The following is a 14716-nucleotide window of genomic DNA, read 5'->3' as shown; positions in this document are numbered from 1 at the left end:
ATAGTCAAGAATGGATAGGCTGATCTCATGGCGAGACCCCGGAGCTTCGACGAGGCAGCGGTCCTGCGCGCGGCCAGGGACCAGTTCTGGGAGCACGGCTACGCGGGCACGAAGGTCGACGACATCGCCGCCGCGACCGGCCTCGGCAAGGGCAGCCTTTACGGCGCCTTCGGGGACAAGCACGCGCTTTACCTGCGCGTCTACGACTACTACTGCACCGAATCGACCGATGGCGTGCGGCACCAGCTCGAAGGCCCCGACAACACGGCCCTCCGGCGGCTCGGCGACCACGTGCGGGCCATCGCCGAGTCGGTCGCCGCCGACCGGGAGCGCCGCGGCTGCCTGATGGCGAAGGGCGCCGCCGAATGCTCGGAGCACGATGACGCCGTCGCCGCGCGGACCGGGCGGGCGTTCCACGACCTGCAGGACTACCTGACGGCGTGCATCGCGGGCGCCCAGCGCGCGGGCGACCTCGACGCCGGTGCGGACCCCGCCCACCTGGCCGGGCTCGTGCTGGCCGTCCTGCGCGGCCTCGAAGCGCTGGGCAAGGGCGGCGTCGAGCCGGCGGAACTCCGCGCCATCGCCGAGACGGCGCTCGCCGTGCTGCCCCGGACGTGAACGGCTGACGCGTTGGGCCAACCGGTCTCAAGTTCTTGACGGAACGACCGGTTTGTGACGAAGATCTCGGGCACCCGCCGAAAGGCCGTTTTCGCATCGTGGAAAACGGAGGTCGCCCGTGTTCGTGCAGGCAGTGTTCGTGCAAGACGTGACTCCCCTCGGCTCGCTGGGCTTGTCGGCGCTCGTCGCCGTGCTGCCGCTGGCCACCGTCCTCGTGCTCCTCGGCGCCGTCCGGATGCGCGCGCACCACGCGGCCCTGATCGGGCTGCTCGTCGCGCTCGTCGTCGGGATCGCCGCGTTCGGGATGCCCGTCGTGCAGGCCGTCTCCGGCGCGCTGCAGGGCGCCGCGTTCGGGCTGTGGCCGATCATGTGGATCGTCGTCAACGCGCTGTGGATCTACCGCCTCACCGTGCGGACCGGGCACTTCGACGTCCTGCGCCGCTCGTTCGGCCGGATCTCCGACGACCCGCGGATCCAGGCGCTGATCATCGCCTTCTGCTTCGGGGCCCTGATGGAGGCACTGGCCGGCTTCGGCGCGCCCGTCGCGATCAGCGCCGTGATGCTCGTGGCCGTCGGCTTCCACCCGGTGAAGGCCGCGGTCGTCGCGCTGGTCGCGAACACCGCCCCGGTCGCGTTCGGCGCGATGGGCACGCCGGTGGTCACCCTGGCCCAGGTCACCGGCCTGCCGCTGCAGGAGGTGTCCTCGATCGTCGGGCGCCAGACGCCGCTGCTCGCGCTGGTCGTGCCGCTGCTGCTGGTGCTCATCGTCGACGGCAAGCGCGGACTGAAGGACACCTGGCTGCCCGCGCTGGTCTGCGGGGTCGCGTTCGGGCTCGTGCAGTTCCTCGCGTCCAACTTCGTGTCGCCGCAGCTGGCCGACATCGGCGCCGCGCTCGCCGGCGCCGCCGCGCTCGTGGCGCTGCCCCAGACCCGCCGCCCGGTCCCGGCGGAGGTCCGGATCGGCACCGGCGGGACGGCGACCGCCGAGGAGCCGCCGCACGACTCCCGCAACGACGTCGTGAAGGCCTACCTGCCCTACGCGCTGATCATCGTGATCTTCTCGATCGCCGTCCTCCCACCGGTGAAGAAGCTGCTGGACAAGGCGACCTGGAAGTTCCACTGGCCCGGGCTGGACGTGGCCGGGCCGAACGGGAAACCGGTGTCCGGCAACACCTTCTCGCTGCCGTTCCTCAACACCGGCGGCACGCTCGTGCTCATCGCCGGCGTGCTGACGGCGGTGATCCTGGCCGTCCCGGCGAGCGGCACCGCGCAGGAGTGGCTGGCCACCGTCAAGGAGCTGCGGTTCGCGATCCTCACCGTCACCGGGGTGCTCGCGCTGGCCTACGTGATGAACCTGTCCGGCCAGACTCCCGCGATCGGCACGTTCATCGCGGCGGCCGGCGCCGGGCTGGCGTTCCTGTCGCCGGTGCTGGGCTGGTTCGGCGTCGCCGTCTCGGGTTCCGACACCTCGGCGAACGCGCTGTTCGGCGCGCTGCAGGTGACCGCGGCGACCAAGACCGGCCTGCCGGCGGACCTGCTGGCCGCGGCCAACAGCTCCGGCGGCGTCCTCGGCAAGATGGTGTCGCCGCAGAACCTCACGATCGCCTGCGTGGCCGCGAACCTGCCCGGTGAGGAGGGCAAGCTGCTGCGGAAGGTGCTGCCGTGGAGCCTGGGGCTGCTGCTGGTGATGTGCCTGATCGTGCTCGGGCAGAGCACGCCGGTGCTCAGCTGGATGCTGCCATGACCCCGGCCGAGGCCGCGACGCGCTTGGCGGAGCGGTTCCAGCTCCACCAGCCGTGCACGACGAGCCCGGCGAACACGATGTAGATCGCGGCCGAGAAGTACAGGCCGGAGGAGATCTGCAGCGGCACGCCGATCGCGTCGACGACCAGCCAGACCAGCCAGAACTCGACGAGCCCCGCGCCCTGCGCGCCGAAGGCGACGAGGGTGCCGACGAAGATCGCGGCGTCCGGCCACGGCGCCCAGGAGGCGTGCAGCGCGTCCAGGACCAGCGCCATCACCGTCGTGCCCACGACGAACGCGCCCAGCATGGCCAGCCGTTCGGCGAGCCGGCCCGAGCGGACGACGACGCCGAACACCGGGTCCTTGCGGCGCGTCCAGGCCCACCAGCCGTAGAGCGAGATGGCGAGGATGGCGACCTGCCGGGCGGCGAGCCCGCCGAGGTGCGCGGAGACGTAGACGGCGAACAGCAGCACGGTGGCCCCGACCTGCACGGGCCACGTCCACAGCGTGCGACGCTGCGCGAGGAACACGACCGCCAGCGCGAACACCTGCCCGGCGAGCTCGGCGATCGAGATCCACTGGCCCAGCACGGTGATTCCGTGGTGCAGCAGGAAGTCCACGGCACGCCCCTTTCGTCCTACCGCTCCCAACATGCTCCGCGGGAGGCGAATTCCCTAGGGAGTGTGAGGGGCGGAACATCCCACCTCGTGGACGTCCCCGACGCGCAGCGCGCCGCCGCGGACCACGCGCGCCTGCACGCCGAACGTCACGCCGTTCACCTCGGAGATCGTCTTCAGCAGCCCGGGCGCGGCGGGCAGCCCGCCGGCCGGCAGCCCGACCATCACGCAGCGGACGGCCTTGCGGAGCACCTCCAGCTCGACCTCGCCGATCCGGAGCCGCTCCCCCACCCAGGCTTCTTCGGGGAGCCCGGGCGCCGGGCCGGTGTCGAGCAGCAGGTTGGCCCGGAAGCGCCGCTCGTCGAGCGCGACACCCGGCGTGCGCTCGGCCAGCCAGGCCAGCGACGACGTCGTGACCAGGTGGACGGCGGCTTCGTCGTGGTGCGGGAGCTCGCCTTCCACCACCAGCCTGACGCCCGGGAAGTCCAGCGCGGCGGCGAGCTCGGCGTGCACGCCGCCGTCGTCACCGCGCAGCACGCGCCCGTCCGGGAAGGTCAGCACCGGGACGTCGCCGTCGTAGCGGGCGGCGAACGCGGGCAGCCCCGGCATCCGCCGGAACCGGGTGGAGTTCTTGCCGCTGCCGAACTTGCCGCCGGGATCGTGGACCGCGTAGAGGCGGTCGCCGTCGAGGCCGCGCTCCCCGACCGCGACCTCGGTCAGCCGCTCCCCCGCCATCGACTTCACCGGATAGCGCCAGAGCGCCGCGACGACCCCCATCGCTCCAGGGTATCGGCCGCCCGCCCGTCTTGAATGGGTCATTCAGGTCTTCGGAGGTCTTGAATGACCCATTCAAGACTCGCCTGAACGGGAGCTTCCTCCTCCACCAAGCCCGAACGGAGTCGCGGGCCTCCCCCTGACGCAGTGAAAGACCCTTTCACCGCGTCCGACGCGGTGAAAGACTCGTTCATGACGTCGCCTGCGGCGCCTGGACCGGCAGGAGAAGGCCAGGAACGCGGGAACGGGCCCGGCGGCTTCCTCGTCCGCCGGGCCCGTTCCCGTTTTCACCGCTGCCGGATCAGACCGGCGGACGCGGGGTGCCCGCCGGCGGCGTCGGGGTGTTGTCCGCACCCACCGGCGTGCGCGGGCGCGCGGCGGTGCCCATCTCGCCGGTGCGCTGCTGCGGCGTCTCCAGCTGGTGCTCCATGTTCGCCATCCAGCCGCGCCAGCGGTCCTGGGCCGGCTTGATCAGGCCGCCGCCGAAGCCGACCACGATCACGCCGCCGATCGTGGCGAGGACCGCGATCAGGACCGGGCCGGTGATCGCCGTCGCGATGTTCACCTGGCCGAGGGCCGCGATGATGCCGAACGCCATGATCAGCCAGTAGGCGCCGATCGAGAGCGGCCGCGCCGCGCCCCGGCCGGACAGCGCCGACGCGACGACGTCACGCACGACCTTCGCGATGGCCGCGGCCACCACGACGAGCACGAGCGCGACCACGATCCGCGGCAGGAACGCGATGATGTCGTTGAGCAGCTGGCTCACCGGGTTCGTCGGCCCGAACACGCCGAACGCCAGCTGCAGCGCGATCAGCAGGACGAAGTAGTAGACCAGTTTCACGAGGATCCCGGCCGCGTCGATCTTCTGGCTGCCGACGCTGCCGGAAAGCCCGGTCTTCTCGACGAGTTTCCCGAACCCGACCTTTCCGAGGACGAGCCCCAGCGCTTTCGAGATCGCCTTCGCGATCAGCCAGCCGATCAGCAGGATGATCAAGAATCCCACGAGTTTCGGGACGAACGTGGCCACCAGGTTCCACGCCTGCCCGAGCCCGTCCTTCAGTTGCTGGCCCATATGACTCCCTCCACGGGTTTTGCGCCCGAATCTCCACCCGCAGATTCGGGGTGGTGCCGCTGTGTTGCACCGGATCGTTGATCAGGTACCCAGCGACGGCAACTCGTGCGCCCCACGATCGAGTGAGACGACTGGCGCGGAAAGATCACCCCTGGCCATACTGGTTCTACCGGTGGGGACCGGGGAGACGAGGCCGTCCGGCGCAGCGTAAACCGCGAGCGCCGGGCGGCCTCGAGCATTTACCGGGCTCCCTCGAGCATCGTGAAGATGCTCGAGCGTCTGGAAGGCAAAAGTGTTCCGGCCCCCGGACACCGAAGCGTCCGAGGGCCGGATGAACAATCGGCGAACCTCAGGCGGCGCGCAGGGCGTCGCGCAGTTTCACCTTCGCGCCGCTGCGCATGACCGCGTTCCGGTAGATCCGCGCGGCGAGCCAGATCAACCCCGGGATCATCAGCACCACGAGCCCCACCGACAACACGGCTTCCCAGACCGGGACCCCGCCCATCGCCAGCCGCATCGGCATCAGCGTCGGGGCGAACACCGGAATCACGGAAAGCACCTCGACGAACGTGTTCCCCGGGTCCGACGGCAGCACGGAAATGCCGACGACGTACCCGGCGATGACGAACATCAACGCGGGCATCGTCGCGCCGCCGACGTCTTCCTGGCGCGAAACCAGCGCGCCCAGCGCGGCGAACACGATCGAGTACATGAAGAACCCGAGCAGGTACCACACGATCAGCCAGACGACCGTGCCGACGGCGGCCGAAACGGAAATGGTGAGCACGCCGGACGCCAATCCGGCGATCACCCCGCCGGCCCCGATCACCAGCATCTGGATCAGCCCGACCACGCCGATGCCGAGCACCTTCCCGGCCATCAGCTGCCACGGCTTGATCGTCGACAGCAGCAGTTCCACGACCCGCGACGTCTTTTCCTCGACCACGCCCTGCGCCACGCTCTGGCCGTTGATCATCAGCGAGAGGTAGATCAGGATGCCCGCGGCGATGCCGAGCACCAGCTGCTGGCCGTTGTAGTCGTACGGCTGCTCCAGCGGCGGGTCCTCGATGAACTTCGCCGAGGCGATCGCCGCCTCGAACTGCGCGGGGTTCCCGCCCAGCGCGGTGATCTGCTGGTCGAGCGCGACCTGCCGGGACAGCAGCTGCAGGACGTTCGCGAGCTTGCCGTCGAGGTCCTTCTTCACCTGGACGTGCACGGTCTTGCCGTCGCCGGTGAGCAGCGCGTCGATCGAGCCGTCGGCCAGCTTGGCGCGCCCGGCGGCCTCGTCGGCGACCTGGGTGACGTCGATCTTCTCGTCGACGGCCTGGCCACCGGCCTTCAGCGACGCCGAGAGCGGCGCGGTCGCCGGCGTGTAGCCGACGGTCGAGTCGGCGCTGCCGCCGCCCGAGATCAGCTTGATCAGCACGATGCCGACCACGATCAGCAGCAGCATGACCACGGTGGTGACGCGGTAGGCCTTCGACTTGACGCGGGTGCCGATCTCGCGCGAGGCGACGAGGCCGACCGCGCTCATCGGGCTCATCCGCACGTCCGGGAGCGGCGTGCTCATGCGGGAACCTCCTCGGTCGTCACGACGGAACGGAACAGGTCGGCCAGCGAAGGCTGTTCGCGCGCGAACTCGCGCACCGGCCCGGAGGCCAGCGCCGCCTTGAGGACGTCCTGGTCGTCGGCGTCCTCCCCCAGCTCCAGCTCGGTGACCGTGCCCTTGCGGCCGAGCACCCGCACGCCCGGGACGCCGTCGGCCCAGCCGTCACCGGCTTCGGGGACGTCGACGCGCAGCCGCACGGCGCCGCCGGAGCGCAGCTCGCCGACCGTGCCGACCTCGACCATCTGTCCACTCCGGACGATCCCGACGCGGTCGCACAGCCGCTCGACGAGGTCGAGCTGGTGGCTGGAGAACACGACCGGCACTCCCTCGGCGGCCTTTTCCTTGAGCACCGCGCTCATCACGTCGACCGCGACCGGGTCGAGGCCGGAGAACGGCTCGTCGAGCACCAGGATCCGCGGCTCGTGCACCAGCGCCGCGGCCAGCTGGACGCGCTGCTGGTTGCCGAGGCTGAGCTTCTGCACCTCGTCTTCGCGGCGGGCGGCGACGCCCAGCCGTTCGGTCCACTTCTCCGTCGACGTCCGCGCCTCGGCCGCGGACATGCCGTGCAGCCGCGCGAGGTAGGTCAGCTGCTCGGCGACCTTCATCTTCGGGTAGAGCCCGCGTTCTTCGGGCATGTACCCGATGTGGCGCCGCGTTTCGTGCGTCACCGGCCGCCCGTCGTAGCGGACTTCGCCGGCGTCGGCCGACAGCACACCGAGCGCGATGCGCATCGTCGTGGTCTTCCCCGCCCCGTTGCTGCCGACGAACCCGAACAATTCGCCCGGCCGGACGTCGAAGGTCATTTCCCGCAAAGCGACCACGTCGCCGTAGCGTTTGGAGATCGCGTCGATCTCTAAACCGGTCATCCCGGTCCCCCATTCTCTTGTGTTCCCCGGTGCCCGCGATCCTAGGCAGTACGTGCACGCACCGCATAGCGTCCGGCGTTGCCACCGGGGGCTACGAAAGTTGCGGAGCACGTAGGATCGCGTCAGCCATGGATGGAACCCCCACGCCGCGCCGGGTGCCGAAGCACCACGGACTGTCCGCGAAGACGCTCCGGCGGCTCGAGCACGCGTCCGGCAGCCTGGCCAGCGCCAGCATCGCGGTGATGGAGCAGCGGCTGACCTGGTTCGCCCGGCTGCCCGCCGACCAGCGCGCGAGCGTGCTGCTGATCACCCAGGCCGGCGCCGCCGGGTTCGTCAGCTGGCTGCGAGACTCGGAGGAAGCGCTGAAGCTGACGACCGAGGCGTTCCGCGACGCGCCGGCCGAGCTCTCCCGGTGGATCAGCCTGCGCCAGGCCGTCGGCATGGTGCGGCTGGCGATCGAGGTTTTCGAAGAGCAGCTGCCCGATTTCGCCGCGAGCGAAGGGGAACGCGCGGCGCTGATCGAAGGAATCCTGCGGTACGGCCGGGAAATCGCGTTCGCGGCGGCCAATTCCTACGCCGCCGCCGCGGAAGCGCGCGGCGCGTGGGACGCCCGGCTGGAGGCGCTGGTCGTCGACGGCATCGTCCGCGGCGACGCCGAGGAGTCGGTCCTTTCGCGCGCCACGGCGCTGGGGTGGGACCCGACCGCGGCGGCGACCGTCCTGGTCGGCAACCCGCCGTCGGACGACCCGCCCGCCGTGGTGTTCGAGGTCCGCAGCCGCGCCGCCCGCGTCGGCCGCCCGGTGCTGCTCTCGGTCCAGGGCTCGCGGCTGGTGGTCGTGGTCGGCGGGCCGACCGACGGCGGGGTGAAGGAGCGGGAAATCCTGGCGCGCATGTCGGTCGCGTTCGCCGAGGGCCCGGTGGTCGCCGGCCCGACGGTCCCGTCGCTGGCCGAAGCCCACCACAGCGCGACGGAGGCGCTCTCCGGGCTGCGCGCGGTGGTCGGCTGGCCGAACGCGCCCCGGCCGGTCCGGTCGGAAGACCTGCTGCCCGAGCGCGCGCTGTCCGGGGACGCCGAGGCCGAGCGCCTGCTGGTGGACTCGATCGCGCGCCCGCTGGAGGAAGCGGGCCCGACGCTGCAGCGCACGGTCGAGGCGTACCTGGAGAGCGGCGGCGTGCTCGAGACGTGCGCGAAGACGCTGTTCGTGCACCCGAACACCGTCCGGTACCGGTTGCGGAAGGCGGCGGAGCTGACCGGCTGCCAGCCGACCGACCCGCGGGACGCGCTGGTGCTGCGGATCGCGTTGACGGTGGGCAGGCTGGCCCGCGCCCGCGGCCTCTGGTGAGGGCCGCGTCACGTGATGGACTTAACAGCGAAAGGTGATTGAACCCGACAAGGCATCCGGGTTACGCGCGAGCTTCTCCGGCGCGTCTTTGGAGGGTTCCGACAAAGACGCCGCGTAGACACTGTGAGCGTCGGCATCCCGGGAAAGCACCCTCGCCGTGTTGTCTTAGAGGGTGACAGCAGCAGTCCTCGCTCCCGGTCAGGGGTCCCAGGCCCCCGGCATGTTCACGCCCTGGCTCGACCTCGACGGCGCGCGCGAGCGCGTCGCCCAGTGGTCCGACCGCGCCGGGCTCGACCTGCTCCACCTCGGCACCGAGGCGGACGCGGACGAGATCCAGGACACCGCGGTCGCGCAGCCGCTGATCGTCGCCCTCTCGCTGCTCACCTTCGAGCACCTGCAGGCCACCGCCCCGGTCGCCGAGGACGCGCCGGTCGCCGGCCACTCCGTCGGCGAACTCGCCGCGGCCGCGATCGCCGGCGTGCTGAAGCCCGAGGACGCCGTCGCGCTCGCCGCCGTCCGCGGCGCCGAGATGGCGAAGGCCTGCGCGCTCGAACCGACGTCGATGGCCGCGGTCATGCTCGGGGACCCCGAGCAGGTCGTCGCCTGGCTGGAAGAACGCGGCCTGACCGCCGCGAACCGCAACGGAGCCGGGCAGATCGTCGCCTCCGGCGCCGCCGACGCCGTCGCGAAGATCGTCGCCGAGCCCCTGGAAGGCACGAAGATCCGCGCCCTCAAGGTCGCCGGCGCGTTCCACACGCAGTACATGGCGCCCGCCGAAGAGGCGTTGCGCGCCCACGCCGCCGAGCTCACCCCGGCCGACCCCACCCGGCCGCTGCTGTCCAACGCGGACGGCACCGTCGTCACCAGCGGGGCCGAGTACCTGGAGCGCCTGGTCGCCCAGGTCACCCGGTCGGTCCGCTGGGACCTGACGATGGACGGCCTGGTCTCGCTCGGCGTCACCCGCACCGTCGAACTCGCGCCCGCGGGCACGCTGACCGGCCTGGTCAAGCGGCAGCTCAAGGGCGTCGTCACCACTACCACCGCGCTGAAGACGCCGGCCGAACTGGCCGCGCTGCGCCAGGAGGACGCCTCGTGACCGACCGACCGGCCCTGAGCCTCAACCCGGGCTCCCGCGGCAGCCGCGTGCTGGGCGTCGGCAGCTACCAGCCCGAGAAGGTCGTCACCAACGACGACCTCTCGAAGGTCATGGACACCAACGACGAGTGGATCCGGACGCGCGTCGGCATCATCGAGCGCCGCTTCGCCGACAAGGGCGAGCTGCTCACCGACATGGCGGTCGCCGCCGGCACCGCCGCGCTGGCCGACGCCGGGGTCGATCCGTCCGAAGTGGACACCGTCATCCTGCCGAACTGCACGATGCCGACGCCGATCCCGAACGCGGCCGCGCAGGTCGCCGCGCGGATCGGCATCCCGAGCCCCGGCGCGTTCGACCTCAACGCCGCGTGCGCCGGGTTCTGCTACGGCCTGGGCGTCGCCTCCGACCTGATCCGCGGCGGTTCGGCCAAAAAGGTCCTCGTGATCGGCGCCGAGAAGCTCACCGACTCGATCGACCCGACCGACCGCGCGAACGCGATCATCTTCGCCGACGGCGCCGGTGCCGCGGTCGTCGGCGCGTCCGACGAGCCGAAGATCGGCCCGGTTTCCTGGGGCAGCGCGGGCGACCTGGTCGACCTGATCGGGATGACCGAAGAGAAGTTCATCTACCAGGAGGGCCAGTCGGTCTTCCGGTGGGCGACCACCCAGATCGCGCCGATCGCCCTGCGCGCGCTGGAGGTCGCCGGGCTGAAGCCGTCCGATGTGGACGTGCTGATCCCGCACCAGGCGAACCTGCGCATCGTCGAGGCGATCGCGAAGAAGCTGCGGGCGCAGGGCGCCCGTGAGGACATGGTCGTCGCGGACGACATCAAGTACTCCGGCAACACCTCGTCGGCGTCCATCCCCCTCGCGCTGGACCACATGCGCAAGGCCGGGACGGCGAAGTCCGGCGACGTGGTGCTGGCGGTCGGGTTCGGCGCGGGCTTGTCCTACGCCGGGCAGGCGTTCGTCTGCCCCTGACCACCGTTACGCTCCCCGCGGGCAATTTCGCCCGCGGACCAGAGACCCCAGAAACACCGAGAAGGGAACTACCCCATGGCTGACAACGCTGAGATCCTCGCCGGCCTCGCCGAGATCGTCGAAGAGGTGGCCGGTGTGGCTCAGGACGACGTCACCGCCGAGAAGTCGTTCGTGGACGACCTGGACATCGACTCGCTGTCGATGGTCGAGATCGCCGTGCAGGCCGAGGACAAGTTCGGCGTCAAGATCCCGGACGACGAGCTCGCCAACCTCAAGACCGTGGGCGACGCCGTGAACTACGTTTCGGCCAACTCCAAGTAAGTCCTCTTCCCCTCCTTGAGGAGACTCCCATGAGCAACATCGACGTCGTGATCACCGGTCTCGGCGCCACCACACCGCTCGGCGGGGACGTGACGTCCACCTGGGACGGTCTGCTGGCCGGGCGGAGCGGGGTCCGGGCGATCGAGGCCGACTGGGTCGAGGAACTGCAGCTGCCGGTCAAGATCGGCGGTCAGCTGGCCGTCGATCCCTCGGAGGTCCTCCCGCGGGTGCAGGCCCGCCGGCTCGACCGCTGCGAGCAGGTCGCGCTGATCGCCGCGCGTCAGGCGTGGGCCGACGCCGGGTACAGCGAGCCGACCGACGAGCACACCGACGTCGACCCCGACCGCCTCGGCGTGTCGATCGGCACCGGCGTCGGCGGCCCGGTCACCCTGCTCACCCAGAACGATCTGTTGCACCAGCAGGGTCTCCGCAAGGTGTCGCCGCTGACCGTGCCGATGCTGATGCCGAACGGCCCGGCCGCGCACGTCGGCATCGACCTGAAGGCGCGGGCCGGCGTGCATTCGCCCGCTTCGGCCTGCGCTTCGGGAGCCGAAGGCATCGCGAGCGGGGTCGAGATGATCCGCTCCGGCCGCGCCGACGTCGTGGTCGCCGGGGGTGCCGAAGCGTGCATCCACCCGATCACGCTGGCCGGGTTCGCCCAGGCCCGCACGGTGTCCACGCGCAACGACGACCCGGGCGCGGCCTCGCGGCCGTTCGACGCCAACCGGGACGGCTTCGTCCTCGGCGAAGGTTCCGGCGTGGTCATCCTGGAGCGCGCGGACCTGGCGAAGGCCCGCGGGGCGCGCATCTACGCGACGATCGCCGGGCACGGCATCACCTCGGACGCCTACCACATCACCGGCAACCACCCCGAGGGCATCGGCCAGATCGCCGCGATGCGCGCGGCGATGAAGATGGCCGGCGTCACCGCGGCGGACGTCGGGCACGTGAACGCCCACGCGACGTCCACTGTGGTCGGTGACATCGGCGAGGCGGCGGCGATCCGCAACGCGGTCGGGGAACACCCGGTCGTGACGGCGCCGAAGGGCGCGCTCGGCCACCTCGTCGGCGGCGCCGGCGCGGTCGAGGGGATCATCACGATCCTGTCGCTCTACCACGGCATCGTGCCGGCCACGATGAACCTGACCGACCTGGACCCGCGGGTGCAGCTGGACGTCGTTTCGGGTGAGCCGCGCAAGGTCGAGCTGACCGCGGCGATCAGCAACTCGTTCGGCTTCGGCGGCCACAACACCGCCCTGCTGTTCACCCCCGCGGCCTGACGGACGCGAAAGAAAAGGGGCCCGGCTTCGGCCGGGCCCCTTTTTTTCGTCAGCACTTTTCGTGTTCGGGCGGCGGGCCCTTGTCGATCGAATCGATCTTCAGCGCCGCCTGCTCGACGACCATCGGCAGCACCAGCCGCCACTTGATGCACGGCTCCTGGAAGAACTGCGGGGCGTCCTCGGGGTTCTGCACGCTGGTGAACCCGACCAGGACCCGCAGCGACGAGCCGGAGCCGCGCTCGATCCGGTAGACGACGGCGTCCCGGTCCTTTGTGGTCCGGATGCCGTTCTTCCAGGCGGTGAGTGACTGTTCGGCCACCCGCTGTGCGCTGACCACGCTCGTCCACTGCTGGTACTGCTTGGTGTTGATGGCCGAGAAGTACGTCTCGATGACCCGGCGGACGGCGTCGGCCTGCGGGTGCGCCCGCGCGTCGTCGGTCATCCGCACGGCGTCCGCGGCGGCCGGCTCGCCACTGCCCGACGTCGACGGCGGCAAAACCGCGGCGGAGGTGTCGTCGGCCGACTGGTCGGGACGGCGGTAGAGCTCGCGCGCGAGCAGGCCGGCCCCGACGGTCACGGACAGCACGACGACCACGACGGGCACCAGCCAGCGCTGGCGAGAGCTGGGGGCGGGGGTGGTCACGCCGTGAGCGTACCGGCCCCCGTCCCGCGGCTACCCGACCTGGTGCAGCCAGGTCACCGGGGCGCCGTCCCCGGCGTGGCGGTAGGGCTCGAGCGCCTCGTCCCAGCTCGCGGCGAGGAGTTCGTCGAGCTTGTGCGCGAGGGACTCACCTCCGCGGGTCATGGCGACGAGGGCGCGCAGCTGGTCTTCGCCCACCACGATGTCGCCGTTGGCGCTGGTCCGCCCGTGCCACAGGCCGAGGCCGGGCGCGAAGCAGTACCGTTCGCCGTCGACGCCCGCGCTGGGCTCTTCGGTCACTTCGAACCGGATCATCGGCCACGCCTTGAGGGCGGACGCCAGTCTGGCGCCGGTGCCCGCGGGCGCGCGCCAACCGCATTCGGCGCGAAGCTGACCCGGACTGGCCGGCTGCGCCGTCCACTTCAGGTCAACGCGGGCACCCAGGGTGCCCGAAATGGCCCACTCGACGTGCGGACACACCGCAGACGGCGACGAGTGGACGTACACCACACCTCGGGTGCTGCCACGGGTGCTCACTGCTACCTCCGCTTGTTGCTCGACGAGGGACGTCTTCCCCTACGCCCTGACTCGAGCTGCGGAACGGCTTCAGTGCGGCTCCCGAATGCCGCCTCCGATGCGTTGAAGCACATTCTGCACCCCAACCGTGCTGTTTGGCCACATGAACACCACAAGTCACCCGGGGCACCACTTTCGGAGGGCACGCGGCCGCGTCGTCCCCGTGTCGCACGATGGATACGGCCACGCGCGCTAGCGTGATGACCCGGAACGACGAGCAGGGAGGGGTTTTCGGTGCGACTGGTGCGCCTGGAGCGGCAGCAGTCCCGGGTGGCGGACGACATCCGGGCGGCACTGGCATCCCTGGGCCGCGGCAGCACCGTGATCGGCGGCATCGCCCTGATCGGCGTCGGCACGGTGACGGACCGCCCGATCGAAGCGGTGGTCATCCTGCCCCACGGCGTGATCATCGTCATCGGCGTGGACCTCCCGGACCCGGCCCTGCGCCTGGAAGCCCCGCTGGGAGCGTCGTGGCGCGCGGACGGCTGGCCCCTGGTGGCCGACGACGACGCGGTCAACCCGGCCACGGAGGCCCTGGACGTCTCCCAGGCGTGCGAGCGGAAGATCGCGGCGGTGGTCCCGGGCACGGCCCCGGTGGGCACGATCATCGCGGTGGGCCCGTACGTGGAAACGGTCGACCAGCCGGCGAGCGACCTGGCCGGCCCGGTCCGCGTCCTGCACCCGACCCCGACGACGATGCTGGCGGCGACGGTCTCGCTGGCGACAGCGCACCGGCCCCGGTCGGTCGACCAGGTCCGGGCGCTGATCCGCGGCCTGGCCCCGGAGGCCCCGGAGTTTTCGGACGACATCCTGGTGGGCGAGGGTTTCAGCCGCTTCACGGACGACGCGCCCCCGGAGTCCCTTTGGGACAGCGGCCCGGAGGTCCCGAAGCAAACGGCGAGCCCGGCGGCCGCCGCCGGCCCGGCCGCGGCTTCGGCCCCGTCCGGCGTGTCCGATTGGCGGACCGCGACCCCGGTCCCGCCCCAGCCCCAGCCTGAGCCCGAGCCGGCCGAAGCGCCTGTCGCCGAGCCCGAAACCGCACTCGCTGACGCCACTGCGGCCCCCGAACCCGCGCTCGCCGAGCCCGCACCGGAGCCAGAACTCCTTCCGGCCGCCGAGCCCACACCCGCCGAGCCCGCCGCACCGCTCGCGGAAGCCGAAGTCGCGCCGGAGCCGGA

The 14716-nt window shown here is 71.3% G+C and carries 14 protein-coding genes and 1 pseudogene; 8 read left to right on the top strand and 7 right to left on the bottom strand.

The genetic code is table 11. The features are described from left to right. Nucleotides 1-27: 27 nt before the first annotated feature. Nucleotides 28-618 carry a TetR/AcrR family transcriptional regulator gene (locus AB0B33_RS37520; protein ID WP_360780956.1) on the top strand — a complete coding sequence of 197 codons (591 nt, stop codon included), beginning with the start codon at nucleotides 28-30 and terminating at the stop codon, nucleotides 616-618. 133 nt (nucleotides 619-751) lie between these two features. Further along, the gene (locus AB0B33_RS37515; RefSeq protein ID WP_360781041.1) at nucleotides 752-2362 is read left to right on the top strand and encodes an L-lactate permease; all 1611 of its coding nucleotides are present in this window, start codon (nucleotides 752-754) and stop codon (nucleotides 2360-2362) included. Here AB0B33_RS37515 and AB0B33_RS37510 read toward each other — a convergent pair. From AB0B33_RS37510 to AB0B33_RS37490, 5 genes are all read right to left on the bottom strand, one after another. Next, entirely contained in the window at nucleotides 2343-2981 is a 639-nt protein-coding gene (locus AB0B33_RS37510) for a nicotinamide mononucleotide transporter family protein (protein ID WP_247012703.1), read from the bottom strand. The genes AB0B33_RS37515 and AB0B33_RS37510 overlap by 20 nt on opposite strands. Before the next feature lie 54 nt (nucleotides 2982-3035). Beyond that, nucleotides 3036-3755, bottom strand: coding sequence for an MOSC domain-containing protein (locus tag AB0B33_RS37505; RefSeq protein WP_360780952.1), 720 nt, complete (start codon nucleotides 3753-3755; stop codon nucleotides 3036-3038). Nucleotides 3756-4053: 298 nt separating this feature from the next. Further along, entirely contained in the window at nucleotides 4054-4827 is a 774-nt protein-coding gene (locus tag AB0B33_RS37500; RefSeq protein WP_360780949.1) for a hypothetical protein, read from the bottom strand. A 349-nt stretch (nucleotides 4828-5176) separates the two neighbouring features. Then, nucleotides 5177-6397, bottom strand: coding sequence for an ABC transporter permease (locus AB0B33_RS37495; RefSeq protein ID WP_247012708.1), 1221 nt, complete (start codon nucleotides 6395-6397; stop codon nucleotides 5177-5179). After that, complete coding sequence (locus tag AB0B33_RS37490; protein ID WP_247012710.1) at nucleotides 6394-7302, bottom strand: ATP-binding cassette domain-containing protein; 909 nt, start codon at nucleotides 7300-7302, stop codon at nucleotides 6394-6396. The genes AB0B33_RS37495 and AB0B33_RS37490 overlap by 4 nt, the downstream gene beginning before the upstream one ends. Before the next feature lie 128 nt (nucleotides 7303-7430). Between AB0B33_RS37490 and AB0B33_RS37485 the strand changes: the two genes are divergently transcribed. The 5 genes from AB0B33_RS37485 to AB0B33_RS37465 all read left to right on the top strand — a co-directional run bounded on the left by AB0B33_RS37485 (nucleotide 7431) and on the right by AB0B33_RS37465 (nucleotide 12322). Then, nucleotides 7431-8645, top strand: coding sequence for a helix-turn-helix domain-containing protein (locus AB0B33_RS37485; protein ID WP_360780945.1), 1215 nt, complete (start codon nucleotides 7431-7433; stop codon nucleotides 8643-8645). A 172-nt stretch (nucleotides 8646-8817) separates the two neighbouring features. Continuing rightward, the gene (locus tag AB0B33_RS37480) at nucleotides 8818-9741 is read left to right on the top strand and encodes an ACP S-malonyltransferase (RefSeq protein WP_360780941.1); all 924 of its coding nucleotides are present in this window, start codon (nucleotides 8818-8820) and stop codon (nucleotides 9739-9741) included. Continuing rightward, nucleotides 9738-10721, top strand: coding sequence for a beta-ketoacyl-ACP synthase III (locus tag AB0B33_RS37475; RefSeq protein WP_360780938.1), 984 nt, complete (start codon nucleotides 9738-9740; stop codon nucleotides 10719-10721). Before AB0B33_RS37480 ends, AB0B33_RS37475 begins: the two co-directional genes overlap by 4 nt. Nucleotides 10722-10796: 75 nt before the next feature. Next, nucleotides 10797-11042, top strand: a complete 246-nt coding sequence (locus AB0B33_RS37470; protein WP_004559006.1) for an acyl carrier protein — start codon at nucleotides 10797-10799, stop codon at nucleotides 11040-11042. 29 nt (nucleotides 11043-11071) lie between these two features. Next, complete coding sequence (locus AB0B33_RS37465) at nucleotides 11072-12322, top strand: beta-ketoacyl-[acyl-carrier-protein] synthase family protein (protein ID WP_247012718.1); 1251 nt, start codon at nucleotides 11072-11074, stop codon at nucleotides 12320-12322. Nucleotides 12323-12371: 49 nt separating this feature from the next. On the opposite strand, the gene AB0B33_RS37460 is transcribed toward AB0B33_RS37465, so the two are convergent. Both AB0B33_RS37460 and AB0B33_RS37455 read right to left on the bottom strand, forming a co-directional pair. After that, on the bottom strand, nucleotides 12372-12965 hold the full coding sequence (locus AB0B33_RS37460; protein ID WP_360780935.1) for a hypothetical protein: 594 nt from the start codon (nucleotides 12963-12965) through the stop codon (nucleotides 12372-12374). Nucleotides 12966-12995: 30 nt separating this feature from the next. Continuing rightward, nucleotides 12996-13499, bottom strand: coding sequence for a DUF3145 domain-containing protein (locus AB0B33_RS37455; protein ID WP_290054326.1), 504 nt, complete (start codon nucleotides 13497-13499; stop codon nucleotides 12996-12998). A 273-nt stretch (nucleotides 13500-13772) separates the two neighbouring features. Here AB0B33_RS37455 and AB0B33_RS37450 point away from each other — a divergent pair. Next, a pseudogene (locus AB0B33_RS37450) lies at nucleotides 13773-14716 on the top strand (hypothetical protein); the annotation flags it as partial.

Origin of the sequence: Amycolatopsis sp. NPDC049159 (assembly GCF_040648295.1) — a bacterium.
Taxonomy (GTDB): Bacteria; Actinomycetota; Actinomycetes; order Mycobacteriales; family Pseudonocardiaceae; genus Amycolatopsis; species Amycolatopsis pretoriensis_A.
The sequence above is the reverse complement of the archived record's forward strand: the minus strand, read 5'-3'. Positions and strand labels throughout refer to the sequence as shown.

What these genes read in the sequence shown, in the direction of transcription:
- AB0B33_RS37520 (WP_360780956.1), top strand. Translation starts at nt 28, where the DNA reads ATGGCGAGACCCCGGAGCTTCGACGAGGCAGCGGTCCTGCGCGCGGCC.
- AB0B33_RS37505 (WP_360780952.1), bottom strand. Translation starts at nt 3,755, where the DNA reads ATGGGGGTCGTCGCGGCGCTCTGGCGCTATCCGGTGAAGTCGATGGCG.
- AB0B33_RS37500 (WP_360780949.1), bottom strand. Translation starts at nt 4,827, where the DNA reads ATGGGCCAGCAACTGAAGGACGGGCTCGGGCAGGCGTGGAACCTGGTG.
- AB0B33_RS37495 (WP_247012708.1), bottom strand. Translation starts at nt 6,397, where the DNA reads ATGAGCACGCCGCTCCCGGACGTGCGGATGAGCCCGATGAGCGCGGTC.
- AB0B33_RS37490 (WP_247012710.1), bottom strand. Translation starts at nt 7,302, where the DNA reads ATGACCGGTTTAGAGATCGACGCGATCTCCAAACGCTACGGCGACGTG.
- AB0B33_RS37485 (WP_360780945.1), top strand. Translation starts at nt 7,431, where the DNA reads ATGGATGGAACCCCCACGCCGCGCCGGGTGCCGAAGCACCACGGACTG.
- AB0B33_RS37470 (WP_004559006.1), top strand. Translation starts at nt 10,797, where the DNA reads ATGGCTGACAACGCTGAGATCCTCGCCGGCCTCGCCGAGATCGTCGAA.
- AB0B33_RS37465 (WP_247012718.1), top strand. Translation starts at nt 11,072, where the DNA reads ATGAGCAACATCGACGTCGTGATCACCGGTCTCGGCGCCACCACACCG.